The sequence below is a fragment of the Microcystis sp. M090S1 genome, assembly GCF_020246295.1.
Taxonomy (GTDB): Bacteria; Cyanobacteriota; Cyanobacteriia; order Cyanobacteriales; family Microcystaceae; genus Microcystis; species Microcystis aeruginosa.
This window is the reverse complement of the sequence record NZ_JADBTF010000088.1, coordinates 1-25,431: the sequence shown is the minus strand read 5'-3', so window position 1 is coordinate 25,431 and position 25,431 is coordinate 1. Positions and strand designations below refer to the sequence as shown.

The window sequence follows — 25,431 nt, the reverse complement described above, 5'->3', positions numbered from 1 at the left end:
GGGGTATATTAATTTTATGACAGCTACTAGCACAATTCCCGATTTTTGTCAAGGAATAAAATATTTTGGGGGTTCCTTACCCGAATTTGATAAATATGCAGGAAAAGCCGCTATCGCTGAGGGAAAAACCGCTATTATTGCCGCTAATGACCCGAATGCTATCTATCAAACCCTCCTAGCCGCCGATGCTTTGCGTTACCTCACCCTACAAATCACCGCTACCAAAGAATCGGGACACCCCGGCGGTTTTGCCAGCGCTGCCGACGTGATTGCCTCTTTGATGATGTTAGGCCAGAAAAATATCTTCACCGAAGTGGGCCATCATGCCCCCGGTTTTTATAGTAACGTCTTTCTCGATCGCTCTCTCGAAGCCATGGGCATCAGCAACGTCAGGGAATTGGGAGAACGTTTTCGGGAAAAACACGGACTTTTAGGGCATCTTTCCGGACAAATCCCCGGACTGCTCGGGCCGGCTGGTCCTTTGGGCCAAGGCCAACATTTCGCCATGGCGGCGGCCAAATTACACCCTAATACCCTTTTCCCTGTGACTATCGGGGATGGTGGTTTAGGAGAACCGTACATTATGAGTAGTTTTGGTCATTTTCACACTGCTTATCCCGAAATTACCAATTTTCTGCCGATTTTAGTCTGGAATGGCTATTCCCAAGAACACCATAGCATGGTGTCCCTGAAAACTAACGCCGAAATGGAAGCCTATTGGCGCGGTAATGGTTTCGAGGAAGTGATTCTCATTAATGCCAAAGACTTCGATAATGCTAATCAAAATGGGGAATATGTAGATAGCACCAAATTCTCTTTTAACCAGCGTCTGGAGTTCATGAAAGCGGTGTTAATGGCCACGGATAAAGCCGCCCAATTAGCTTTAGGAGGCCAACTAACGGTGATCATTATTAAACAACTTAAAGGGGCGGGAGTTCACAAACGGGGAGCGGCTTCCCATAATCTTTATCCCGGCGATTCTTTAGAAAAAGATTATATCGTTAGTGCCTTACAAGAACGCGCTTTACCCCCTGAAGCTTGGGCAATTGTTCGTACTAATTTCGAGCGCTCTGGAGGCGGTCCGGCAGTGGAAACAGTGGTAACGGAAAAAGTCTTCCCGCTGCCGGATTTAGGAACCTTGCCGATGACGGAATATACTGTGGGTGGTGATAAAAAAGTGGCCACCACTGCCATGGGGGAATTAGTGGTAGCTGTGGGTAAAGCTGACCCCAATTTTGTCGTCACTAATGCTGATGGTAATGCCGCTTCGGGAATTAATAATATTAACGTCGGTTTAAAGATTATTCACCCCACCAGCGATGATACCTATTTCCAAGCACCTAACGGTCAAGTTTATGAGCCTTTAAGCGAGGATGCCTGTGCTGGATTAGCCGTCGCTTTATCTCTCTTGGGAGCGCGGACTTTATGGTGTTCCTACGAGTCTTTTGCTATCAATGGTTTACCGATTTGGCAGACTGTAACCCAAGCGATGGCCGAGTTACGTCGTCCCACCCCTTCTACTATTACTTTATTCACCGCCGGAGCCTTAGAGCAAGGGCGTAATGGTTGGACACACCAACGCCCAGAGATTGAAAATTATTTCGCCGCTATGATGCGAAATGGCAATATTTTTCCTCTCTTTCCCTGCGATGCTAACAGTATTCAAGTCTGTTATGAATGGGCGTTAGGAACTAGCAATAAAGGCATTACAATCACCGCTAGTAAATCGCCTTTACCGGTGCGAACCACTTTTGAGCAAACCCGTCAAGCTTTAGAAAAAGGCGGCGTAATTCTCCACGAATCGGAAGGCAGTAAAAAAGTTGTTTTTGCCGTCATTGGCGATATGACTTTATTACCCGTCTTTGAGTCTGCACAACAGTTAGAAGCAGCGGGAATCGGTGTAAAAATCGTCTCGGTAATTAATCCCCGTCGTCTCTACCGTCCTAGCGATGTGATGAGTGAAACTAGCTCGGCAGCTGATAATAATTTCCTCGATGATGCTGGTTTTGACAGTCTCTTTGCCGGTGATGCTTTAATCGGAGTAACCGGTGGTACAAGCGCCATGTTAGAACCGATTATGTTACGCAGTAATGCGCGTCGGGATGTCTTCGCTTGGAAACGGGGAGAAACCACCGCCAGTGCCGGGGAAATTATGGCCTATAATGGTTTGACTGCCAATGCTTTAACTGCGCGTGCTACCCAGTTATTAGGCTAAGTTCCCAGTTAGTTTTTTTGATTATTCCCTACTCTCTCTGATTGGAAAGTAGGGATTTTTTCTCAGGTCACTTTCGCCAACGGAGTAAACTTTTAATAATTTTCCATAGGCGAGGATATTGGAGGGATAGATAGCGCTTAATATGGGATTTTAAACTAACTAACTCCTGAGATTCTTTCAGTTCTCTATCTTGATAAAAACGAATTAAATCATCCCGTCTTTTCAGTAAAATTTTAATTTGTTGGTAATCTTCCGAGCTTAAAACTTGATGGGGTTGAATATTTTCTGGCAGCGGGCGCGGGATGTAAAAAGTTGTATGAGATGGTGATAATTCCTGGTTCGGACGTTCTTTGGTATAGAGATAGATAGACAGAGATTTACGCGATAAATGCCGTTTATTTTCTGGTAAATTAATCTGAGAAAATCCATGCCATGAATATTCATTGGTTTCAAAAATAAGACAACGATTAAAGATAGGTACAAAAGATTTAATCTTATTTTCTTCCGGTTGACGTGGATTGGAATGTAACTCTAGATTACCTCCCCAATCTGCTTGCCATTGGGGATTTAAATAGATTAATAAATTCAAGCGGCGATGATACCAATGACGCTCATCGAGGTTAAAATCAATGTGAGGGTCTAATTCTTGACCCTGTAAATTTTCGTGGGTTCCACCCCCATAAAAACTAGGGTCTGGAATTAAATTATCGACACCGGTTAATTCGGAAATTAACTCTAAAAACTCTTGAGCTTGAACGTGGCGGGCAAACTGTTGATAAACACCCCCTAAACCGATTAAATCCTCATTAACCGCCTTCCCGCCAACTTTTCCTAACTCACTAATGGCTTTTTGCGGCTTAAAACTCGGAAAATTTTCCAGCAAAATTTGCGCTTGCTCCCCAACTAAAAAATTATCGATGACCAAATGCTTAAACGGTTGCGCTGTCTCAAAATCTTGACGATAGACAGAAGATTTCTCATATACAAGGGGATTAATAAACATTAGACAGCTTTTTTGTTGGTATGATGAATTGTAGCAATCAAAGTAGCAAAATAAAGATTAACTCTCCTATTGACCTCATCGCCTATGGACTGGTGGCACAAACTCAAAGATAATCCTCTCGCCCGTTGGGGAGCAGTTTTACTGTTAATCTTCTATTTAAGCGTAATGGCGGCGGATTTTGTCGCTCCCTACTCTCCCTACTCCTCCCAACCCGGTCAGTCTCTCCTACCCCCCACCCAAATCTTTTGGCGCTCGCAGTCGGGAAGTAACAAGGGTGAGTGGATTGGCCCCCACGTCTATCCCACCACTCAAAGTGCTATTAATATAGAAACTGGTGAGCGGAAGCTAATGAGAGATTTTAACAAACCCTTGCCGCTGCGTCTCTTGGTTAAGGGTGAAACCTATAATTTCGGTCAAATTCGCCTACCTTTGCCGCCAAAATGGCAGGAAGTAACTTTATTCCCCGGTATCCCTTTTGATCTCCATCTGTTCGGAGTCATCGGCGATGGTAGAATCAATATATTGGGAACTGACGAATCGGGACGCGATAGTTTTAGTCGCTTGATTTTCGGGGGCAGAATTAGTTTATTTATCGGTTTGGTCGGGATTTTAATTTCTTTCCCTATCGGTTTATTTGTCGGTGGCGTTTCTGGCTATTTTGGCGGTTGGTTAGATGCGATTTTAATGCGTTTTGTGGAAGTTTTAATGACTATCCCCGGCATATATTTACTCGTGGCCCTAGCGGCCGTTTTACCCGCAGGATTAACCAGCACCCAACGCTTTTTATTAATCGTCCTGATTACTTCTTTTATCAGTTGGTCGGGATTAGCGCGGGTAATTCGCGGTCAAGTTTTATCCCTGAAAGAACAGGAATTTATTCAGGCCGCTAAAGCTATGGGAGCAAAACCCCTTTATATTATTCTGCGTCATGTGCTGCCCCAAACTGCCAGTTATATCATTATTTCTGCTACGTTAGCCGTGCCTGGTTTTATCGTGGCCGAATCGGTTTTAAGTTTAATTGGTTTGGGAATTCAACAACCAGATCCTAGTTGGGGAAATATGCTTTCTCTGGCTACCAATGCCTCAATTATTGTTCTACAACCCTGGTTAATTTGGCCAGCTGCTTTGTTAATTATTCTCACCGTTTTAGCTTTTAATTTACTCGGTGATGGTTTACGCGATGCCCTAGATCCTCGCAATTTGGAGAGATAATTTAGTTATTTTATCAGTCAGGAGGCAGTCAGCAGCAGGCAGGAGATAGATTTTAGGGGTTGGGGTTTTGGGGTTTTAGGGTTGTAGTTCAATTTCCCCACCTCCCCACCTCCCCACCTCCCCACCTCCCCACTTCCCCACTTCCCCACTTCCCATTATGAATAAAATCAGTAAAACTTTTAATAATTTCGCCGATAGTTTGGTGATTTATAGTCAAAGATACGGGAAAATAAGCTGGTTAATATTTTTAATTATCTTTGCTTTTATCATGACGATAACCTTTAATTTTCCCGCACAATCGACCAATCAAACCCAAGAAAACCCCGAAATTCGTGGAGTTTGGTTAACTAATATCGATAGTGAGGTATTATTTAAACCGGAAATCCTAAAAGATGCCCTTGATAGGTTGGCCGATTTAAACTTTAACACTATTTATCCCACGGTCTGGAATTGGGGTTATACACTCTATCCTTCTAGGGTAGCAGAAAAAGTTACGGGACGAGCGATCGATCCCCATGAATCTTTAAAAAATCGCGACTTTTTAGAGGAAATAATTAGCCAAGGTCATCGGAAAAAATTAAGAATTATTCCCTGGTTTGAATTTGGTTTTATGGCTCCTGCGGATTCAGAATTAGCCAAACGACATCCCGATTGGTTAACCCAAAGACAGGATAAAAGTGTGATTTGGTGGGAAGGAAAAGTGCATCAACGGGTGTGGTTAAATCCCTTACATCCGCAAGTACAAAACTTTATTACGGATTTAGTCAGCGAGATTATTACTAACTACGATATAGAAGGAATTCAGTTTGATGATCATTTTGGTTATCCCACCGATTTTGGCTATGATGAAACCACGATTAAACTCTATCAAAGGGAACATTCTGGACAATTACCACCGCAAGATTACCAAGATAAAGCATGGATTCAATGGCGGGCCGATAAAATTACTGACTATATGAATAGTTTAGCCCAGACGATTAAAAAGCAGCAACCTAAAGCAATTATTTCCCTATCTCCTAATCCCTACACTTTCTCTCTAGAGTCCTATCTTTTAGATTGGCAAAAATGGCAGCAAAAAAACTTGATTGATGAGTTAATAATACAAGTGTATCGAACTGATATGAACGCCTTTGACTGGGAATTATCGCAACCAGAATTACAGCAAGCTAGAGAATCTATCCCCGTGGCTATTGGGATTTTATCTGGTTTAAAAGGTCGTCCGATTCCGATGGTTAATATTACTCAACAAGTGGAAAAATCGAGACAACAAAATTTTGGTGTTTCTTTCTTTTTCTACGAAACTTTATGGAATATGAGTAATGAATCTCCTTCCTATCGACGCAGGATTTTTCGAGAAATACTCCAGTCTGCTAATCCTCGCTAAAATTAGGGAAAATTGCTGACTTTCAGCTAAATTATTGCCCTAACCCGGCTATAGTTTCTTAAGTTTATCTTTAAATTAAGAAAAAGCAGCAGGGAGAAACTAAAATCGCTAGAATGAAAGAAGACTCTCTTTTATCACTTTATCCATGCTGATCAGACATAACCGAAGCTCGATCGCTAAACCTATTTTACTGTTTCTCGGCTGCCTTGTGATCGGGCAGTTGGGGGTATTAGTGGTAGCCAATAGCCTCTGGTTTACCGAGATGGGTTATTTAAACACTTTCCTGAAACAATTATCTTGGCAACTAGGATTAGGTTGGGGAAGTGCGATTCTTTCTCTACTCTTTATTTTTACTAATTTACGTTTAGCCCAGCGTTTTCGTTGGCAAAAACCCCGGGAAGATAGTTATCCTCTTAGTCCTCAATCTCCTAGTATTAATTTACTCGGCCTTTTGATTATCGCAACGGGAATTGGAGCTTGGATCGGGTCAATGTTATTGTATTACAGTAAACTAGCCCTCAGTCTCTGGACACCAGATTTTAATCTCCCTAACCTTAGTTCTTCCCTCAATTCTCCTCTGCAAATAGTTTGGATTAGGCAAGTATTAACTGATATTTCCAGTAATTTGTGGCAAGGGTTAATTATCGCTTTTTTAGTCTTGGGATTATTAATTAAAACCGAGTATTTTTTGCGAATAATATCTATAGTATTCACTGTCATGCTATCTTTTATTATTGCTGGGCAGTGGGCGAATTTTTTAAAATATTTTTATGGTGTTCCTTTCAATATTAACGATCCTCAATACGGGAATGATTTAGGTTTTTACATCTTTCAATTACCCCTGTGGCAGTTACTAGAATTATGGCTCACTGGTGTGGGAATATATACTCTTTTTGCTGTTATTTTAACCTATCTTTTTTCGGCCGATAGTCTTTCTCTGGGAACATTTCCGGGGTTTTCCCGTCCGCAACTGCGTCATTTATACGCCCTGTGGAGTGGGTTAATGGGGCTGCTAGTATTACACCATATTATTCAGCGTTACCTGCTACTTTATTCTCCGGAAGCGGTAGTTTATGGTGCGGGTTATATCGATGTTCATGTTGGTCAATTTATTGAAATTATTCTGGGAATTATTGCAGGAATAACCTCTATATGGTTAGGAGAAAAAGCATTATTTGGTAAAAAAGACCGTCGCAAGTTATACAAAAATCCTAAGAAAAAGTTGGTATTTTTCCCCTACTTAGTTCCTGTATTTCTCTATTTAATTGTTTGGATAAGTGGCACAATTATCAGTGGACTATTGCAAAGAACTGTCGTACAACCGAATGAATTAGTGAGAGAAAGACCCTATATCGAAAGAAGTATTCAATCCACAAGAGCGGCTTTTTCCTTAGATAGAATTGATGCCCAAGTTTTCGATCCACAGGCCGAATTAAATGCCGAAGTTTTAGAGAGAAACCATCTAACTATCGATAATATTCGTCTTTGGGACACCAAACCACTGCTAGAAACTAACCGACAATTACAGCAAATTCGCTTATATTATAAATTCCCCGATGCTGATATCGATCGCTATCGGGTACGAGTAGGATTGCCTGAAAAAATCGAAGAACGTCAAATATCTGAAAAACAACAGACAATTATTGCCGCTAGAGAATTAGATTATAGTGCGGTTCCCACTTCTGCTAACACTTGGGTGAATAAACATCTCGTTTATACCCACGGTTATGGGTTCACTCTTTCCCCGGTTAATTTAGTGGCTGCCGGGGGTTTACCCTACTATTTTGTCAAAGATATCGGCACAAATAAAGACGAAGGGGCCCTACAAACCTCTAGCGAATTAATTGATTATAGTATTCCCATTGGTAAACCCCGCATTTACTACGGGGAATTAACTAATAATTATGTGATGACTCCCACCACCGTAGAAGAATTGGATTTTCCTAGCGGGGATGGAAATGTCTATAATACCTACGATGGTAAGGGAGGAATCCTAGTGGGTACGGGGTGGAGACGTTGGCTATTTGCCCTTTATCTGCGGGATTGGCAAATGTTATTTAGCCAAGATTTTACTCCCGAAACTCGCTTATTAATGCGTCGTGATATCCAAAATCGCGTGCAAACTATTGCCCCTTTTTTAAATTATGATCGCAACCCCTATTTAGTAGCGGCAGATGTGGGCGATAGTAGTAGTAAATTACATTGGATTATTGATGCTTATACTATCAGCAATCGCTATCCCTATTCTGACCCGGGGAAAGATAAATTTAACTATATTCGCAATTCGGTCAAAGTGGTAGTGGATGCCTATCATGGAACGGTCAATTTCTATGTTGCCGATGAAAATGATCCAATCATTCAGACGTGGAGTAAAATCTTTCCTCATCTCTTTAAATCTTTAGCAGAAATGCCGAAAACTCTCCGCAGTCATATCCGTTATCCCGAAGATTTATTTAGTACCCAAGCAGAAAGATTATTAACCTATCACATGACCGATCCACAAGTATTTTATAATCGGGAGGATCAATGGGAAATTCCCCTAGAAATTTACGGCACGGAACCCCAGGCTGTATCACCCTATTATTTAATCATGAAACTGCCCGATGCCGACAAAGAAGAATTTATTCTCCTCCATCCCTATACTCCCTCTAGTCGGCAAAATTTAATCGCTTGGTTAGCTGCGCGTTCAGACGATAGAGAGTATGGTAAGTTATTACTCTATCAATTTCCTAAACAAAGGTTAGTGTACGGGCCGAATCAAATTGAGGCTTTAATTAACCAAGATCCAGATATTTCTCAACAGATTTCTCTTTGGAATCGGGACGGTTCTAAAGTTTTGCAAGGACACCTATTAATTATTCCCATTGAACAATCGCTGCTTTATGTAGAACCTTTGTATCTAGTGGCAGACCAAAATAGTGTCCCGACAATCGCTAGAGTAACAGTTGCTTATCAAAATAAAATTGTCATGGAACCAACCTTGAAGGAAGCTTTAGAAAAGCTATTCTCAGGTCATCAGAGCTAAATTGCCGCTAATTGGCCACAAATTAGCAAAAAAAGCTGATGCTGGTTCCAGAACGATCCTCCATATCCCCGAATTTGCCCAGAAAATTGCCTGCTCTGGTTAATCAGCCAATTTTAAAATCCAGTATCATCAAAGGATTGAGTTATGCTTTTAATTAGAAAAGTGGGCAATTAATTCTGTGCGAGATGAATTGAGTATTAAAGGGGTAAACTCCTCCACTGGTAATAATAAAATGCGATCGATGATTAGGGACAAATCTGGGTCTAAACTACCAAAACGAGCTTTCAATAAATTTTCTATCACCAGACGTTCTCCCTGTTGAAGACCTTGTTGAAGACCTTGTTGAAGACCTTGTTGAAGACCTTGTTGAAGACCTTGTTGAAGACCTTGTTGAAGACCTTGTTGAAGACCCTGTTGAAGACCCTGTTGAAGACCCTGTTGAAGACCTTGTTGACGGCCAGCATCCAGTTCTTCCTGAAGACGGGAAGTGTATAAAGGTGATAATCTCATAATTAACTCTCTGTCCTCCTGTTCAAGCTCTTGATCGTTAGTTAAAGAAGTTCTCAAGTTTAATAATAATTCTAGAGCATTTACCCGAAAAGGATGGTCCTCTGGTAACGATTCTAACTCATCGATCGCCCTTGCTTGTACTTTTCCCCGGCCTAAAATTCTTAACCAGAGAGTTGCTTCTGTTGGGGGTAATTGATGGATAACGGTGATTGCCGTGCGTAAAGAGGGAGCCAAAAAATAGATACCTTCCCCCCAATTCTCCTCATCTAATTTAGCTCCGAATCCTCCTAACAGTTGCGAGGAAGCACTGGGAGTCAAAATCCAGAGACGGGGGATTTCCCCATCGTTAAGATTCGTTTTCTGACGATTTGCTTGACGATTAATTTCCCCTTCCACTTCCAATAGTTTTAACAGACAAGTTCTAATTTCTGTAGCGGTGACAGGATTACGAAAGGGTTCAAATAAACAGGGATTAATCGCCATTTTTCCCAGTAATCCCAGCAGTTCTCTAGGATTATTATCGAGAATCTGGGGTGAAAACCAGACATCGATTTCTCGTACTTCTCCTCGTACAACCCGTGCCGATTTTACCTCTCCCAGAGAAGATAATAATTCTTCGAGATAATCTTTGGCAAACTGGTCATGAATAAATCTAGTCATAGGTTTATCTAACATGATTTAATAACTTATCTCGTAATTGCTTAATCCGATCACGATATTTAGCTGCTGACTCGAATTCTAGATTTTTCGCCGCTTCTTTCATTTGCGCTTCTAGTTGTTGAATTAACTCGGGAATTTGTTCCAAAGAAAGTTCTTCTATATTCTCACAAACCTGCTCTAATTGTTGGGAATTTAGGCGACGGGAAATATCCAGAAAAGCCAAAATTGAATTACTCGACCTTTTAACAATCGGTTGCGGAATAATCCCATGTTTTTGGTTATATTCCTCTTGAATAGCGCGCCGTCTCTTGGTTTCTTCGATCGCATTAATCATACTATCGGTGAGATTATCTCCGTAAAGAATTGCCTGACCGCGAATATGACGAGCGGCCCGGCCGATAGTTTGAATTAAAGAGCGGGTAGCCCTTAAAAATCCTTCCTTATCTGCGTCTAAAATCGCCACTAAAGACACTTCCGGCAGGTCTAACCCCTCGCGAAGCAAATTCACCCCGATCAGCACGTCAAAGACCCCTTCTCGCAGGTCTTGGATAATTTCAATCCGTTGAATTGATTGAATTTCTGAATGTAGATATCTAACTTTAATTCCCCTTTCTTGCAAGTATTCGGTTAAATCTTCCGCCATGCGTTTAGTTAAAGTGGTAATCAAAACCCGTTCATTTAACTGCACTCGCTCCTTAATTTCCCCTAATAAATCATCTACTTGTCCCTCGGTTGGTCGCACAAAAATCTCAGGGTCTAAAACTCCCGTCGGTCGGATAATTTGTTCAACAATGCGATTTTCTGACTGTTCTAATTCCCAATCTCCCGGAGTGGCCGAAACAAAAATACATTGATTAACTTTCTGCCAAAATTCTTCCGACTTCAAAGGACGATTATCCGCAGCACTGGGTAAACGAAACCCGTGATCGATCAAAACTTTTTTTCGTGATTGATCGCCATTATACATCCCGCGAATTTGCGGCACACTAACATGAGATTCATCCACAACTAATAACCAATCTTGGGGAAAATAATCCACCAAACATTCCGGCGGTTCCCCCGCTAATCTACCCGCTAAATGCCGCGAATAATTTTCCACGCCATTACAATAACCCACTTCCTGCAACATTTCTAAATCATAACGAGTCCGTTGGTCTAAACGTTGCGCTTCCAGTAATTTGCCCGCTTTTTCTAACTCCAATAAACGGTTATCTAACTCGGTTTTAATATCCCGACAAGCCACCTCTAAACGCTCCTCCGGGGTAACAAAGTGACGGGCCGGATAAATACTAATTCGCTCTAATTTTTGCAAAACTTCCCCCGTCAGGGGATCGAGATAACGAATACTTTCAATCTCATCGCCAAAAAAATCAATTTTAATAACCCGATCCTCGTAAGCGGGAACAATTTCCAAAATATCGCCCTTAAGACGAAAACGACCGCGAGTTAACTCTAAATCATTGCGATTGTACTGCACTGACACCAAGGACCGTAATAATTGCCTTTGGTCGAACTCTTGACCAACTGTTAAGGAAATCGCCGCTTTCAGGTATTCCGCGGGCATTCCCAAACCATAAATACAACTAATGGAAGCGACTACGATCACATCCCTGCGTTCAAACAGCGAGCGCGTGGCTGAATGGCGCAGCATATCGATCTCATCATTAATTGAAGAACTCTTTTCGATGTAGGTATCGCTGACAGGAATATAAGCCTCCGGTTGATAGTAGTCGTAATAGCTGATAAAGTATTCCACGGCGTTATTGGGGAAAAATTGCCGCAATTCGTTGCATAATTGGGCCGCCAGGGTCTTATTATGGGCAAGAACGAGGGTAGGCCTGCCAATTTTCTCGATCACAGCGGCAATGGTGAAGGTTTTGCCGGTGCCGGTTGCCCCTAAGAGGGTTTGGAAACGATGCTGGTTTTGCAGGGAATCTACCAATTTATTGATCGCTGCCGGTTGATCCCCAGTGGGTTGAAAGGGTGCTTGTAGTTGAAAAGCGGTCATTAGCGGCTAGGTGTAGAGAACAGGCAAAATAAATTATCAATCAAATTACCAACACTTATAGGGTTTTGGGAAAGAAAGATGTATCTTAATATTAGAGAGGATTTTAAAAAAAGATTAAAAGTCTTCGAGAATACCCTAAACTTAAATCTTATCGTTTCCCCGAAGCTATTAACGGAAAGGAGTATCAGGTTATGACGGTGGAAAATCTAGAAACGAACGGGACTCAAACCCCAGCAACCACAGAAGAAAAGACCAGCAGCTCACGCGGTAAAGCTACTACGGCTAAAACCGCCAAAGATAAAGAAGTGGTCGCCCTTTCGGTGAAAAACAACGCTGAATCGGCTTCCAAAGCCTTAAAATTCTATCAACCTGAACATCGCTTACCCGAAAATCGTCCTGTTGGTACTAGCCATCTTCACTTCACGGAAGATGAAATGTTACCCGGGAGCCGTCCCGTGGAAGTTAGCCATCTGAAAATTGTTAGTACCTATTCTTCCGTCGGTGGATTGCGTCCTGTCGGCTCTAGTGGTATGGAAATCAGTAGCACTCTAGCGATTTCTGGCAATCGTCCGATCGCTCTCAGTCATCTGCACATTAGCGAAACTTATACAGTCATGGGTAATCGTCCCGTTGCTTCCAATGAAATCGATGATCCCAAAACTTTAATGGGATTTTTGGATTAATTGTTTTGTTGATCAAGACGGATTTTTTCCCTGTCCTGGACGGGGAATTTATTTTTTCTAGCCCACCGTTTTTAATCCCAATGCTGTTTAAGCAAAAATTTTTCTTAATTGTCTCGTTTCTAATAGTGGTTTTTTGCGGTTTCGGATTATTAAATTTTACCTACGATGCTTCAGTTTTAGCGCAAGAGGAATATTATCAGATTCGATCGCTTCATAGTTGCGATGGTATCGGTAAATTTTATCTAGGACGGGAAATCGCTAAAGTCATGGGACACCAAGAAATGTTATGGTTAGAACGTCCTAGTCGCCGTTTCACGGAAAAACCCGATGATCTGATCACCGCACTACATTTAAAACCCACAGACCTAGTGGCAGATATCGGCGCGGGGACAGGTTATTTGAGTTTTCCTATGGCGAATTTAGTAGAACAAGTTTTCGCTGTCGATGTGCAACCGGAAATGTTAGGGGCAATTGATTTTTTAGCCGAGGAAAATCAAGTGAAGAATATAACCACAATTCTCGCCACAGAAACCGATCCCAAATTGCCTATAAATGCGATCGATTTAGCTTTAATGGTCGATGCTTATCACGAGTTTTCCTCTCCCCGCGAGATGATGGAGAATCTGGTCAAATCCTTAAAACCCGATGGTAGGGTGGTATTAGTAGAATACCGTCGTGAAAATCCCCTGATTCCCATCAAGGCCCTTCATAAAATGACCCGCAGACAGGTAGAAAAAGAAATGGCCGCTATCGGTTTACTGCCAGAAGAAATCATCGATACTTTGCCCCAACAACATTTAATGATTTTCCAAAAGGCTGGTTCTTCGGGTTAATTTTATCGGTCAGCTTGGGTATCATAAGATTATCTAGGCAAAGAGGTAGATAAAAATGGATATCGACGATCGAGTAGATTCTCTCTATAAACTAGCCAGAAATTATCCAGATAATCGGGAGTTACAAGAAGCTGTTGCTGTAATTAAGTCCCTGAGAAGCTCTCAAGGACAATATAAACGATGGAATCAGCAATATCGAGATGATAACAGTCATTTAAAAGACCAAATTGTTGAAATATCTGCCACTAATGTTGACCTGCAAAAAGAATTAGATTCTTTAACTTCAGAAATGCGGAATTTAACTGAAGAAACAGCCAAAATTACGGCGGAGAGAGAGAAAGTTATTGCTGAATTAAAGCAGATCGAAATGGAAGTAAAAGTGGCGGCCCATAATGTCCGTAGTACCAAGTCTGTATATGGAAAGCTAACTATTTTATGGACTTTAGTGAAATCTCTATTTCTCGATGATAACTGGGAAGATTTTGGTTCGATAGATAATAACTTGCCCTCCGATCCTGACCGGCCACAAATGGGGAGTGGTCAGTCAAATATCAACAAATCTTTGCTAGATAAATAAATCAGTTAAGGAGTAAAATCAATCATGTCTAGAATCAGTAAATTAATTGCTAACCTAGAAGATTTGCACCAGCAGGAGCTAAAAAATGCCGCCCAAGTTTACGGAATTACGGCCACTTTGACTGTCCGCTTGCAAGAAGTTTTAAATAGTTTAAGCGAGCATAATTTGAATATTGCCCATAAGTCTTTGCCTGAAGGAAATTTAACTAAAGATGATATTATCTCCCTTTACGGTAACTATAATAATGCCTATAAAGCCTATAAAGAAGCCTACAATATTAAATGCTCAAAGGGATGGGAGGCATTTTTGCAAGCGATTCATGGTTTAAAACCTCCCGGTCCTTCTCTTAGTTTAGAGCAGCGCGTCGAACAGTTAGAGACAACGGTAAAAACCTTAGTGGAAATTCTCCTCGATAAAACTTAACTCCAACTGAACTTAATCCGCGGGACTTTGTTTTTGGATTAACACCTCACCAGCGATTAAACGTCGGGCTGCCGACAGTAAAACATCCTCAATATAGGGCTTGACAAAATAACCTTTTGCCCCTTTAGCAGCGGCGAGATGCTGCATTTTTTGCGACCCTCGCGAGGTAATCATCGCTACTGGTATCCCCTGAAGTTGTTCATCCTTTTGCAGACGAGAGAGCAATTCTAACCCATTCAGGCGAGGCATTTCGAGATCGCAGAGAATCAGATCACAAGCTAATCCAGCCCGTAATTTTTCCCATGCTTCTAAACCGTCTCGGGCCTTTTCAATGCGATAACCAGCTTTAACCAAAGAAATCGCTAACATTTCCCGCGCCGTTACCGAATCATCGACAATCAAGACCCGAGGAGTCGATTGTGCAAAGAAATTAGCGGGATTACTGTCAATAATCGTTGCATCGGGGGATAAAGGCTGATTAAGAGTCGCTTTAATACTATTAGCTAGTAACACTTCCCCCGCAATCATTCTTTCAGCCGCCGAGAGTAAATCTCTTTCCGTGTAGGGCTTGGTAAAATAACCACTAGCTCCTAATGTCGCCGCCACCTGACGATGACGTTCCGCTCCTCGGGAAGTCAATAAAGCCACGGGAATCGACGCTAATCGGGGGTCTTTTTGCAAATTATACAGTAATTCTAGGCCATTCATGCGGGGCATCTCGATATCGCAGAAAACGATATCACAGGGCAAACCGCCGCGTAATTTTTCCCAAGCTTCTTGACCATCCCGGGCCTGTTCCACACGATAACCGGCTTTACTAAAGCTTAAAGAGAGCAATCCCCGGACAGTAATCGAATCATCGACAATCAGAACCATAGCCCCCGATTTTTGGCTAGTTTCCACCGCTACGGGGGGGGCAGGTTGGCGCCAAAGACCACCGTTATCGGTACGCAGACGACCCCTGGCGATGTCGATTAACTCTAACACATCGCCGATCGGCATCACCGTACCATCGCCCAAAACCGTCGCCCCAGCAATCCCAGCCGTTTTCGGAATCGGTCCTTCGATCTGTTTGATGACGATTTCCAGTTCACCGATCACTTGATCCACCTGTACTGCGAGGAGATTATTACCACCGCGCAGGATCACGATCGAAAAAGAGTCTTGCTCCTGTTTGCCAGTATAAAAACTACCGCGACTTAGTTGCCGATTGTAGGAAAGCAATTCGCTCAAGGGTTGGAAGGGTAGTAAAGTATTTTGCCAGACAACGCAGCGCCGTCCCTCCCGATCGATTTGGATATCGCTGGACCGGAAATCCTTCATATCTTCCACTCCGTCCATGGAGAACCCGATGCGCGCATGATTACTAACACAACAGAGGGCCTTACAGATACTCAGGGTTAGGGGTAAACGGATGGTAAAAGTGCTTCCTTTGCCCAGTACCGAGTCAATAGTAACGGTCCCGCGCACATCGATTAAACTGGTCCGCACCACATCTAAACCCACCCCACGACCAGCAAAATCATCGGCCTGATCTTTGGTACTAAAACCGGGGTGAAAGAGGAGTTCATAGACTTCTTGGGGACTGAGGTGTTCAGCTTCCTGATCGCCGATCAGGCCTTTTTCGAGCGCCTTGCGTTTCACCTGATCAGCATCAATACCGGCCCCATCATCACCAACGGTGATCACGGTTTGATTCCCCTGTAGGAATGCCCGGACAGAGATGGTCCCGAGGGCAGGTTTCCCTTTGGCCATACGTTCTTGGGGTGATTCAATGCCGTGGGTGATCGCATTGTTGACCAGATGGGTCATGGGACTATTGAGATGTTCGAGGATCATCTTATCGATGAGAACATCACCCCCTTCCACTTTTAATTTGGCTTGTTTATCGAGTTTCAGGGAAATATCGCGAATTGCCCGGGGTAGGCGATCGGCGGCTTGACTAAAGGGAACCATGCGCGATTTGGTCATCCCTTCCTGTAGTTGGGTGGTGGCCTGTCGCAGACTGCGCGTCACCTGATCGGTTTCATCGACGACAAATTGAAGATCAGAGGCCGATTCTCGCACTCGTACGATCAATTCGATCATCTCTTGGGATAATAAATGGAAATCGGTAAAACGGTCGATCTCTAGGGCATCTAGTTCGCCAGCCATGGCCGAATCCCCCTGATTTTCTCCCTGAACTCTACCGTAACCGATGGCACCACCGGAATTGCGACTAGCCAGTAAAGCCCCTTCTAGGAGGCTTCTTTCATAGAGATCCTGCATCCGACTGCCCACATCACCCAGATGTTGGACGCAGGTTAGCAAATTATCTAAAAAGAGACGCAGGCGATCCTGTTCCTCTTCAAGGCGATTGCGTTTAACCACCAGTTCCCCGATCAGATTGCTGAGGTTATCCAATTGTTTGATCGGCACCCGCATCGTCTGTTCAAAAGCTTTACTGACAAGGGGACGCAGGTTTTTTGACCCGACTGGCGGACTGACACTGGCCGCCGGATTTGCTGCCATCACCTGATTGGTTTCTTCGAGGAGTTTTTCTAAATCCTTGAATTCATCCTCTAGGAGGCTTTCTGGGGCAATTTCCAGTGATTCTAACCCTATCAGAGGTTCCACCGCAGCCACCGGGTCCACTGCTGGGGATTCCCAGAGGAAGGCCTCTAGGGATTCAAAGATGTCTGGTAGTGGCGGTTGCGCCGGTGGCGTGGGTTTTTCCAGAAAAGCTTCTAAGTCTTCGAGGCTGTCGTAAAAATTGGGGTTGCCGATGGCTATAATTGCTTCTGAGTCCAGGACCACCGCATTTTCTAGCAGCAGAGATTCGAGATCATCCCCATCTTCCGGTTCTAACTTGGGAGCCGGTCCGGGGGTAGAATAAAGATCATTAGTGGCGGATTCTTCCCAATTGATACTATCGCCAAAAAGTTCCTCTAGAGCCTCGTCACCGTCGGCGTCTTTGTCTTCTAAACTCTCTAACAGCTGTTCGAGATCCTCGTTAAAGAGATGATCCGAGTCGGGTTTCATCATGATTTGCTTCCTGCCAAGTCTTCCTTTTTGGTCAACCAATACGCTCTCTCTAGCTTCAGATTACCCAGAATTTTACTCGATAACTCTATCCTTTAGCAATTTTTTTATGGCTAATCAAACTCTTGGACTCGATCGACAATTTTATTCCTATTATCAATCTATCTGTCTGCGAGAACCTCCTATTTTAGCTCAATTACGTCAAGAAACTGCCTCTCAACCCCTGGCAGTCATGCAGATTGCCCCCGAACAAGGTCAGTTTATGGCTTTTTTGGTACAGGCGATCGGGGCGAAAAAAACCCTAGAAATAGGGGTTTTTACCGGTTATAGTTCTCTAGTGGTAGCCTTAGCTTTACCCCCAGAAGGCAAGCTGATCGCCTGTGATCTAAGGGAAGAATATACCAGTATAGCCCGCCGTTATTGGCAGCAGGCCGGTGTCGCCGATAAAATCGATTTAAGAATTGCCCCGGCCCTGGAGACTTTAGATCAATTAATCGCCGGGGGAGAAAGTAATAGTTTTGATTTTGTCTTTATCGATGCCGATAAAAGTAATTATGATCTCTACTACGAACGGGCGTTACAATTGGTCAGAAGCGGCGGAATTATCGCCATCGATAATGTTTTTTGGTCGGGACGAGTAGCGGCGGCCGATAGCACCGATAATCGCACCAAAATTATCCGTTCACTTAATGCCAAAATTCAGCAGGATCAACGGGTAAATATCAGTATTATTCCTATTGGTGATGGTTTGACCCTGGCAATGAAAAAGTAAAGAAGTGGGGGAGAGTGGAAAAGCTTTTGCTCTTAACAATCAGGGTCGATTTTTGTTGTCTAAATTTAGTTAAGTAGTCGCAAACCACCCAGGACAACGCTATATCTCTTAAGACAGTTGACCAAAAATTATGGCCGAGAACGACAGCACTAAATTATCAGTTCAACGGAGAGGGTGGGATTTGAACCCACGTTAGGTGTGACCCTAAAGCAGATTTCGAGTCTGCCGCATTCAACCACTCTGCCACCTCTCCACAGGGTTTGAGTCTGGATTATTATTTTAACAGATTACTTGCCCTAGGATTGATTTTTTTTTTATGAATCAAGCTCCTTTTCTTCCAGTTAACCATCCCCGGCCTAACTTTCTCGACCGGTTAGGGAGTCTCTGGAAATTTTCCCGTCCCCATACGATTATCGGCACTTCTTTAAGTGTTTTAAGTCTGTATTTGATTGCTTTAGGCAATATTAGCGATTTTTTTAGCCATTGGTCGGTTTTATTGCTCACTTGGGTCGCTTGTCTTGCTGGTAATGTCTATATCGTCGGTTTAAATCAGTTGGAAGACATCGACATCGATAAAATCAATAAACCCCAGCTTCCCCTCGCCAAGGGCGAATTTTCTCGGTTAACAGGAGGGTTAATCGTGGGTTTTACTGGTATTTTAGCAATTATACTGGCTTTTATCGGTGGTTTTTGGCTGTTAATCACCGTGGGGATTAGTTTACTCATCGGTACTGCCTATTCCTTGCCACCAGTGCGTTTAAAACGCTTTCCCCTCTGGGCAGCCCTCTGTATTTTTACCGTCCGGGGTGTCATCGTCAATTTAGGTCTTTTTCGCCACTACAACACAGTTATTAATCAAAATCAGTCTATCTATGCCTCGGTCTGGGTTTTAACAGCTTTTGTTCTCGTTTTCACCGTTGCGATCGCTATTTTTAAAGATGTTCCTGACCTAGAAGGCGATCGCATTTACCAAATTACCACTTTTACCCTCCTGCTCGGCCCAGAAAAAATCTTAACAATTTCCCTATTGACAATTTCTCTATGTTATGCAGGGATGATTGCCGTCGGTCTCTTGGGGATAACGGGAATTAATTCTCCTCTGGCCATTGTCGCCCATCTGCTCCTACTTCTTCTTCTTTGGTGGCGTAGTCGCGGGGTAAATTTAGAAGATAAAAGCGAAATAAGCCGATTTTACCAATTTATTTGGAAATTATTCTTCCTAGAATACCTTATATTTCCCCTCGCTTGTTTACTATGAAAATATCTCCTTTTGCTAGGTAGTTTTATTATCACTCAAAATGGGGCAAATATGCAGGGAAATTTTATCACTCCCGTGACTTTAAGAGTCGAGAAAACTAATACAGGTGAGCGCATTTTAGCCACGGGTAGCGAGGAATTTTTTCTGGTGATGACCGTGCAGAAAAGTCGTCCCCCAGCAGTTAAAATTATCGGGAGCATCTCATTGATGCAAGTGAGTAATTATACTTATCCCTAAAGCTGGTTTCTAGCAAGGCTTTCAAAATAGTTTGACATAAAAACCTGATTTAGGGGTTACAAATTGTCATAAGGATTTTTATGTCATGAAACCTTAAATTTGGAATTGCTGCTCATTTTTAGGTGCGCTCGCACTTAGACTCACAGATTCAATTAATGTGCATGGTGGGTTCCCTAATGTGGCTCCTACTGATCCAGCGATCGATTTTGGGGAACGCACCCTACAGCGATGGCGATCACAGTGGCATATCTCAGCATTGAGGTGACGTTAGCCACAAGCCAGATTTAGCTAAGTTATTCCTCTTCTGCTTTGCATAGCATGATAGCCGTGATACCATGAAGCTATGATCGTTTCATTTGGAGTCAATGGGACAGAGGATATCTTCAACGGTGTGGATACGAGAGCAGCTCGGCGCACCTGTCCAAAAACGGCGTGGGCAGTGGCGCGACGCAAGCTCGACCAGCTTGACTCTGTGGTCTCCCTTGACGATCTCCGAATTCCACCAGGGAATAAGTTGGAGGCACTCCGAGGAGATAGGAAGGGGCAGTACAGCATCCGAATCAACGACCAGTACCGCATCTGTTTCGTTTGGACAGAAAGCGGACCTTCTCAAGTAGAGATAGTGGACTACCATTGAGGTGAAAGATGATCCGAGTACCAACCCATCGCGCCCCCAGCCATCCAGGAGAAGTTCTCCTTTATGATTTTCTGGAACCGATGAACCTGACACAGCGAGAGCTGGCTTTAAGACTTCACGTTCCTTACCAGCGAGTCAACGAGCTAGTCAATGCCCGACGAGGCATTACCCCCAGCACGGCACTCCGTCTGGCAAAGTTCTTCGGCAACTCACCCGATTTCTGGCTGAATCTGCAATTGCGGTGGGATATTTATCAGGTAAAAAAGAAGGAGGACGGGGAAATAGAGAAAATATCTCCTCTAAAGTGTTGTAAAATGACAAATTTTAGTGAATTATAATACAAACATTCGAGAAATCTACGAATATGCCCGACGAAAATACGGAGAACCAAGAAGCTCAAATGACAATGCCATTGGTTAGAGCTACTGACATTGCTGAATATATTCGTTATCAATCATGCGATCGCCGTTTCAAGTTAAAGTACAAAGATTATGAACTTGCCAAAAAAGATATTCCTTTTTCTGAGTTGATTTTTTCAACCTCTTTAGACCCGGTTTTAGAAGTAGAAGGTCGAAAAAGAGAGGATAAATGGGAGAAATCACTTAAAAAAGAAGGATTAGTAGATTTAATCCAAAGAGAGCAGAATTCTGAGAAAGACAAATCAACTAAGTGGAATGACTTTGTTGAAAAGTTAACAAATTTGTCAGTCGGACAAAAAGCTTATGGACGAGAAATTGGTATCAATGGAAAACTGGGAGAATTTGAGATTAGTGGGCAAATTGATTTTGTAATTGTTTTTTGGGAAAATGAACAACCTAAACTGCGATTAGTTGAGTGTAAAGCGTCTCGAAAAGATAGAACTTATCATCGAGTACAAGTTGCTTTATATCGAATGCTTGTATGTCAACTGATAAACGATAATCCAATCACTATCAATGGAATAAATTTAAAGCCTAAAAATATTGAATGTGTTGTAGTTCGTATTGATGAAAATACAAATAAAAGTCAGGATATTATTAAATCAGAAGCCTTAAATTTAGATACAATAGAAGCTGATATTAATCGTTTAATAGCTTCTGATGGTGTGCTAAAGCGTATTGTTGAAACTGATTTAACTAATTTAGATTATCAATTAGACCAAAAATGTAGTGACTGTACATTGAGTGTTCATTGTTTAGCTGAAAGTGCAAGGCAAAGACGTTTAGAATTACTGGCAATAGATTCATCAGTTGTTAAATCATTGAATAAAGTAGGTATTCAAAATCTTGATGATTTAGCCGAGATTGACTTAGCAGGAAATCAAGCTATTCAACTTCAACAAGATATAAGTTTTACAGAGAATCTAGAACTGCTTAAATTAAAGGCAAAAACTCGTAGGCGTACTCTTCCTGATGGAGACTTAGATCCAGGAACCTATGAAGTGCAACAACTGCCAAAATATTCAGGTAACAGTCAACTTCCTGAACATAAAATTAATGGAGAAAGACTCATTCGTGTCTATCTTTCTGTTGAATATGATTATGTAGAAAATAGAATAGGTGCGCTGGCTGCTCATGTTACTAAAAGTGAGGGAAAATTAGACCCAAAATTTGAGCAAAATGCAGATGGTAAATTGCGAACAGATCCTAACATTAAAGAATATTTAGAAGAAGGAATTGATGAAAATAATAAACCTATTTTTAAAGAAAAAGAACTTGAGGGAAAAGATGTAATTGATTTTCAAAGATCAGCATGGACAGGAGATTACAAAGAAGATAATGGTGCTGAAAAACAGCTAATTCAAGGATTTTTATTAGAATTAGTGGATGCAATCGACTCGGTTGCGGAAACAGAACAAGCCCCCATTCATTTTTATGTTTGGTCACGTCAAGAAATGACTCAATTAGTTGAGGGTTGTTCTCGTGTTAGTTCTCAATTATTAAGTCATTTACGAGAATTGTTGGGTTGTCGGGAAAGTTTAGAACAACTTATTTACTCTTGTCTTTCCGATGAAGTAGATCGCCATTATGCTTTAGGATGGACAGGTAGAGATTTAGCCGTTGTAAGTTCTCTAAAGTGGTTTGGAAGGCGTTATCATTGGCAACGAAAAATTAGTGGTAAAGTTGTTAGTTTAGATCAAGTTTTTTCTCAAGATGTTTTTGATTTTAAGACAAACTTAGAAATTGATGAGAATAATCAATGGGCAGTATCAAATTCTCAAAATACCCGTAAACATCAGTTTGAAGTTAGACTAAGATACTTTAATTCTCTAAGTGCAGCTTATTGGCGTGCCTTATGGCGAACACTTCCTGACCCTAATGAGCCAACACTTCCCCCCAAGTTAAAAAGCTCCATTGAACGTTACAATGAAGCAAAAAAACTGAGTTATTTAAAAGAGTATTTTCGCGCTCGTACTCATGCTATCAGATGGATTGAAGAAGGAATTAGATTTAAGAATGCAGAAATAATTAAAGAATCTTTGACTATTGCTGATTTACCCGATTTTAGTTTAGGTGTGGATGATGCTGCCCAGGCAGCTATTGATTTTCTTCGTTTGGATCAGCACGTTAAGGTAACAGATTGGATTGCTAATCATTTAATACCACCTATCTACCGTGTTTCTTTAGGGAGAACAATACCTGTAAAAAATGTAAGGTTACAGGGTGATAATAGACTAACAGCAGAAATTAATCTTGATGGATATAATATTACGGCTAAAGTTTTACAAGCTAACTGCACCATTGATGTAGATTATTTTGTTAGGCTTAGTCCTAGTTCCGAAAATCCACATCAAGGTCAAACAATCAGACAACTTTTTGCTGGTGGAAGTACCTGTGTTGTAGAAAAAATTGACTGGGATACTGAGCAGATAGAGCTTTCTGTTATTCCTGGTAAGTCACAACTCTATCAACTTTACAGTAAATCTTATAACGGCGTAACACAAGTTTTTCAAAACGCGACTTTAGATGAAAGTCCATCGGATTTTGTTGCTGGAAAAGTTGATGATAAACTACAAAAAAGTCGAGGAAATCATGTTTGTCAGTGGTTAAATCCGCAAAATCCTCAAATCCCCCCACAAACTCCTATTTCGGAGAATGATTTAGAACAATACCGTAATCTACTTGATACTTTACCGTTATCAAACAATCAAAAACTGGATGAAAAGCAACTTGAAGTAATTATTAAGGGATTGAATACAAGAATTCAACTTTTACAAGGACCACCGGGAACTGGGAAAACAGAAACAACTGCGATCGCTACTTTTCTAAGAATCTTGGCGCGTCGCAATGTTGGCGATATTGTTCTGATTGCGGCTCATACGCATACTGCTGTAGATAATTTACTCTTACGTTTAGATAAATTGTTGCCAACTTTGCAAGAACACGCCAATGATTATCAACTTTCTGTTCCACCAATTAAGTTGAGTAAAGTGCATTCTAAAGAAATTAAGAGAACAGGCGGAAATATCACTGATTTTTCCGCAAAATCTTGCTTTGAAAAAATTAATAATTTACGAGGTAAGAAAACAGCTAAAAAAATAACTATATATAACTGTATAGCAGTTATTGGTGGAACAACGGGCGCAATTTTAAAGATGTTAAATACACTGCAACAGGCAAAAACTTTTCCTCAATATTATCCTCAAGGTTTTAAAACAACTACTTTAATAGTCGATGAAGCAAGTATGATGGTATTTCCTCACTTTCTGGCTTTAGCTACATTAGTTAAAGATGATGGTGAAATTATGTTGGCAGGAGATCACAGACAACTCGCTCCTATTATTACTCATGATTGGGAAAATGAAGATCGTCCTCCTGTTTTACTTTATCAACCCTATGTCAGTGCTTATCAAGCTATTCAAAATCTTAAAGAAAACTTAGATATTGAAATATCTGATGAAGCAATATTACGTTCAGCTTTAGATTATACTCATCGTTTACCCCATGAAATTCGTGAACTTATTGCACGTCTTTATCACAAAGATAACATTAAATTACAAGGAAAACCAGGAGATGAAAATATAGAACAAGATGAAATTACGGGAACTTGGGAAAAACTTTTACAGGGAAATGGAGGTCTTTATCTTGTTGTTCATGATGAACGTGAATCAAAACGTAGCAATCAAATTGAAGTGAAAATAATCAAAAATATTCTTGATGCAGGAGGAAAAATTCCTGATGGTTCTACTGCAATTATTACACCCCATCGCGCTCAAAGATCGCTACTAAAAACACAATTAGCAAATTATTATGGAAATGCTGTAGATGTAATTGATACAGTCGAGAAAGTGCAGGGTGGTGAGCGTGACAATGTGATCGTTTCTGCAACAGCAAGTAATTCATCAGCAATTGGCAAGAATGTGGAGTTCATTCTTAGTTTAAATCGCTCAAACGTTGCATTTTCAAGAGTTAAAAAACGTTTAATAGTAGTTTGCTCTAAAACTCTCCTAGATTATATTCCAAAAGAGATTGAACACTATGAAGAAGCAACATTATGGAAAGCTTTACGTTCTGAATGTACCGATACTCTGTTTAATGACAATATTGATAAGCATCAAGTACAGGTTTTGACAAGCTCACTAAAAAGCCGAACTAAGGAAGGCGATTAAGGATAACCTTGCTGCCTTGATTGACTACTGGGCGATCGATTGGGATTATGACGGCATAACCTGATTTGATGCTGACTTGTAATTGATAATAACTGAGCAATGGAGTATTAAGAGACTAGCTATACTTCTAACGAGAGATTTACAAAATTGTAACCAATCTTTTCAAATAGATAAATCGTGCGTCAATCTATTCCCAGCCTGAAACCTTATAAGTCTCTCTCTCCTAAACGTTTTGTGATTTGTGAGGGGAGCATCTCACCTTTGCAATGAGCATAAATACTTAGTGGAAAAATAGGCTTTTCGAGGGTAATTCTTGTTTTAATTCTCCATGTACGCAGTCTTTAAAAGCCTCTATTTCGTTCCAAGACACGATTAAGAGTGGCTT

18 protein-coding genes and 1 tRNA gene are annotated in these 25,431 nt (G+C 41.6%); 14 read left to right on the top strand and 5 right to left on the bottom strand.

Annotated elements, in window-relative coordinates; genetic code table 11:
- Positions 1-16: 16 nt before the first annotated feature.
- Positions 17-2,215: a phosphoketolase family protein gene (locus tag IM477_RS03960; protein ID WP_287730612.1), complete on the top strand. Its 2,199-nt coding sequence runs from the start codon at positions 17-19 to the stop codon at positions 2,213-2,215.
- Positions 2,216-2,282: 67 nt separating this feature from the next.
- Here the strand turns inward: IM477_RS03960 and IM477_RS03955 are convergent, their stop codons facing one another.
- Positions 2,283-3,218: a 2OG-Fe(II) oxygenase gene (locus IM477_RS03955; RefSeq protein WP_287730611.1), complete on the bottom strand. Its 936-nt coding sequence runs from the start codon at positions 3,216-3,218 to the stop codon at positions 2,283-2,285.
- A gap of 84 nt (positions 3,219-3,302) precedes the next feature.
- Here IM477_RS03955 and IM477_RS03950 point away from each other — a divergent pair, with 84 nt between their 5' ends.
- The 3 genes from IM477_RS03950 to IM477_RS03940 all read left to right on the top strand — a co-directional run bounded on the left by IM477_RS03950 (position 3,303) and on the right by IM477_RS03940 (position 8,839).
- Positions 3,303-4,430 (top strand): ABC transporter permease, encoded by a 1,128-nt coding sequence (locus IM477_RS03950; RefSeq protein ID WP_079207658.1) that lies wholly within the window; start codon positions 3,303-3,305, stop codon positions 4,428-4,430.
- 157 nt (positions 4,431-4,587) lie between these two features.
- Positions 4,588-5,814, top strand: a complete 1,227-nt coding sequence (locus IM477_RS03945) for a glycoside hydrolase family 10-like protein (protein ID WP_147070927.1) — start codon at positions 4,588-4,590, stop codon at positions 5,812-5,814.
- Between the two features lie 145 nt (positions 5,815-5,959).
- Positions 5,960-8,839 carry a UPF0182 family protein gene (locus IM477_RS03940; RefSeq protein WP_287730610.1) on the top strand — a complete coding sequence of 960 codons (2,880 nt, stop codon included), beginning with the start codon at positions 5,960-5,962 and terminating at the stop codon, positions 8,837-8,839.
- A gap of 150 nt (positions 8,840-8,989) precedes the next feature.
- Here the strand turns inward: IM477_RS03940 and IM477_RS03935 are convergent, their stop codons facing one another.
- Positions 8,990-10,009: a flagellar assembly protein H gene (locus tag IM477_RS03935; RefSeq protein WP_287730609.1), complete on the bottom strand. Its 1,020-nt coding sequence runs from the start codon at positions 10,007-10,009 to the stop codon at positions 8,990-8,992.
- Positions 10,010-10,013: 4 nt separating this feature from the next.
- Positions 10,014-12,017 (bottom strand): excinuclease ABC subunit UvrB, encoded by a 2,004-nt coding sequence (uvrB, locus tag IM477_RS03930; protein WP_287730608.1) that lies wholly within the window; start codon positions 12,015-12,017, stop codon positions 10,014-10,016.
- Between the two features lie 191 nt (positions 12,018-12,208).
- Here uvrB and IM477_RS03925 point away from each other — a divergent pair, with 191 nt between their 5' ends.
- The 4 genes from IM477_RS03925 (at position 12,209) to IM477_RS03910 (ending at position 14,533) form a co-directional block, all read left to right on the top strand.
- Positions 12,209-12,700 carry a hypothetical protein gene (locus IM477_RS03925; protein WP_287730607.1) on the top strand — a complete coding sequence of 164 codons (492 nt, stop codon included), beginning with the start codon at positions 12,209-12,211 and terminating at the stop codon, positions 12,698-12,700.
- An 80-nt stretch (positions 12,701-12,780) separates the two neighbouring features.
- Positions 12,781-13,533 carry a class I SAM-dependent methyltransferase gene (locus IM477_RS03920; RefSeq protein WP_287730606.1) on the top strand — a complete coding sequence of 251 codons (753 nt, stop codon included), beginning with the start codon at positions 12,781-12,783 and terminating at the stop codon, positions 13,531-13,533.
- A 55-nt stretch (positions 13,534-13,588) separates the two neighbouring features.
- Positions 13,589-14,110, top strand: a complete 522-nt coding sequence (locus IM477_RS03915) for a hypothetical protein (RefSeq protein ID WP_287108210.1) — start codon at positions 13,589-13,591, stop codon at positions 14,108-14,110.
- A gap of 24 nt (positions 14,111-14,134) precedes the next feature.
- Positions 14,135-14,533, top strand: coding sequence for a hypothetical protein (locus tag IM477_RS03910; protein WP_287108209.1), 399 nt, complete (start codon positions 14,135-14,137; stop codon positions 14,531-14,533).
- Positions 14,534-14,545: 12 nt separating this feature from the next.
- Here the strand turns inward: IM477_RS03910 and IM477_RS03905 are convergent, their stop codons facing one another.
- Complete coding sequence (locus tag IM477_RS03905; RefSeq protein ID WP_287730605.1) at positions 14,546-17,557, bottom strand: hybrid sensor histidine kinase/response regulator; 3,012 nt, start codon at positions 17,555-17,557, stop codon at positions 14,546-14,548.
- Positions 17,558-17,663: 106 nt separating this feature from the next.
- Between IM477_RS03905 and IM477_RS03900 the strand changes: the two genes are divergently transcribed.
- Positions 17,664-18,326, top strand: coding sequence for a class I SAM-dependent methyltransferase (locus tag IM477_RS03900; RefSeq protein ID WP_287730604.1), 663 nt, complete (start codon positions 17,664-17,666; stop codon positions 18,324-18,326).
- Between the two features lie 166 nt (positions 18,327-18,492).
- Here IM477_RS03900 and IM477_RS03895 read toward each other — a convergent pair.
- A tRNA-Ser gene (locus IM477_RS03895) sits at positions 18,493-18,579 on the bottom strand.
- A 63-nt stretch (positions 18,580-18,642) separates the two neighbouring features.
- Between IM477_RS03895 and IM477_RS03890 the strand changes: the two genes are divergently transcribed.
- From IM477_RS03890 to IM477_RS03870, 5 genes are all read left to right on the top strand, one after another.
- A complete protein-coding gene (locus tag IM477_RS03890) occupies positions 18,643-19,584 on the top strand; it encodes a homogentisate phytyltransferase (protein ID WP_287730603.1) in 942 nt (313 codons plus the stop codon).
- Positions 19,585-19,596: 12 nt separating this feature from the next.
- Positions 19,597-19,821: a hypothetical protein gene (locus tag IM477_RS03885; protein ID WP_287730602.1), complete on the top strand. Its 225-nt coding sequence runs from the start codon at positions 19,597-19,599 to the stop codon at positions 19,819-19,821.
- 343 nt (positions 19,822-20,164) lie between these two features.
- Positions 20,165-20,458, top strand: coding sequence for a type II toxin-antitoxin system RelE/ParE family toxin (locus IM477_RS03880; RefSeq protein WP_024970831.1), 294 nt, complete (start codon positions 20,165-20,167; stop codon positions 20,456-20,458).
- 8 nt (positions 20,459-20,466) lie between these two features.
- Positions 20,467-20,796, top strand: a complete 330-nt coding sequence (locus IM477_RS03875) for a HigA family addiction module antitoxin (protein WP_002735448.1) — start codon at positions 20,467-20,469, stop codon at positions 20,794-20,796.
- Between the two features lie 62 nt (positions 20,797-20,858).
- Positions 20,859-25,046: an AAA domain-containing protein gene (locus IM477_RS03870; protein WP_287730601.1), complete on the top strand. Its 4,188-nt coding sequence runs from the start codon at positions 20,859-20,861 to the stop codon at positions 25,044-25,046.
- Positions 25,047-25,431: the final 385 nt, after the last annotated feature.

Excerpts from the sequence above, each read along its gene's own strand:
- IM477_RS03960 (WP_287730612.1), top strand. The coding sequence starts at position 17 with ATGACAGCTACTAGCACAATTCCCGATTTTTGTCAAGGAATAAAATAT.
- IM477_RS03955 (WP_287730611.1), bottom strand. The coding sequence starts at position 3,218 with ATGTTTATTAATCCCCTTGTATATGAGAAATCTTCTGTCTATCGTCAA.
- IM477_RS03950 (WP_079207658.1), top strand. The coding sequence starts at position 3,303 with ATGGACTGGTGGCACAAACTCAAAGATAATCCTCTCGCCCGTTGGGGA.
- IM477_RS03945 (WP_147070927.1), top strand. The coding sequence starts at position 4,588 with ATGAATAAAATCAGTAAAACTTTTAATAATTTCGCCGATAGTTTGGTG.
- IM477_RS03940 (WP_287730610.1), top strand. The coding sequence starts at position 5,960 with ATGCTGATCAGACATAACCGAAGCTCGATCGCTAAACCTATTTTACTG.
- IM477_RS03935 (WP_287730609.1), bottom strand. The coding sequence starts at position 10,009 with ATGACTAGATTTATTCATGACCAGTTTGCCAAAGATTATCTCGAAGAA.
- uvrB (WP_287730608.1), bottom strand. The coding sequence starts at position 12,017 with ATGACCGCTTTTCAACTACAAGCACCCTTTCAACCCACTGGGGATCAA.
- IM477_RS03925 (WP_287730607.1), top strand. The coding sequence starts at position 12,209 with ATGACGGTGGAAAATCTAGAAACGAACGGGACTCAAACCCCAGCAACC.
- IM477_RS03920 (WP_287730606.1), top strand. The coding sequence starts at position 12,781 with ATGCTGTTTAAGCAAAAATTTTTCTTAATTGTCTCGTTTCTAATAGTG.
- IM477_RS03915 (WP_287108210.1), top strand. The coding sequence starts at position 13,589 with ATGGATATCGACGATCGAGTAGATTCTCTCTATAAACTAGCCAGAAAT.
- IM477_RS03910 (WP_287108209.1), top strand. The coding sequence starts at position 14,135 with ATGTCTAGAATCAGTAAATTAATTGCTAACCTAGAAGATTTGCACCAG.
- IM477_RS03905 (WP_287730605.1), bottom strand. The coding sequence starts at position 17,557 with ATGATGAAACCCGACTCGGATCATCTCTTTAACGAGGATCTCGAACAG.
- IM477_RS03900 (WP_287730604.1), top strand. The coding sequence starts at position 17,664 with ATGGCTAATCAAACTCTTGGACTCGATCGACAATTTTATTCCTATTAT.
- IM477_RS03890 (WP_287730603.1), top strand. The coding sequence starts at position 18,643 with ATGAATCAAGCTCCTTTTCTTCCAGTTAACCATCCCCGGCCTAACTTT.
- IM477_RS03880 (WP_024970831.1), top strand. The coding sequence starts at position 20,165 with ATGATCGTTTCATTTGGAGTCAATGGGACAGAGGATATCTTCAACGGT.
- IM477_RS03875 (WP_002735448.1), top strand. The coding sequence starts at position 20,467 with ATGATCCGAGTACCAACCCATCGCGCCCCCAGCCATCCAGGAGAAGTT.
- IM477_RS03870 (WP_287730601.1), top strand. The coding sequence starts at position 20,859 with ATGACAATGCCATTGGTTAGAGCTACTGACATTGCTGAATATATTCGT.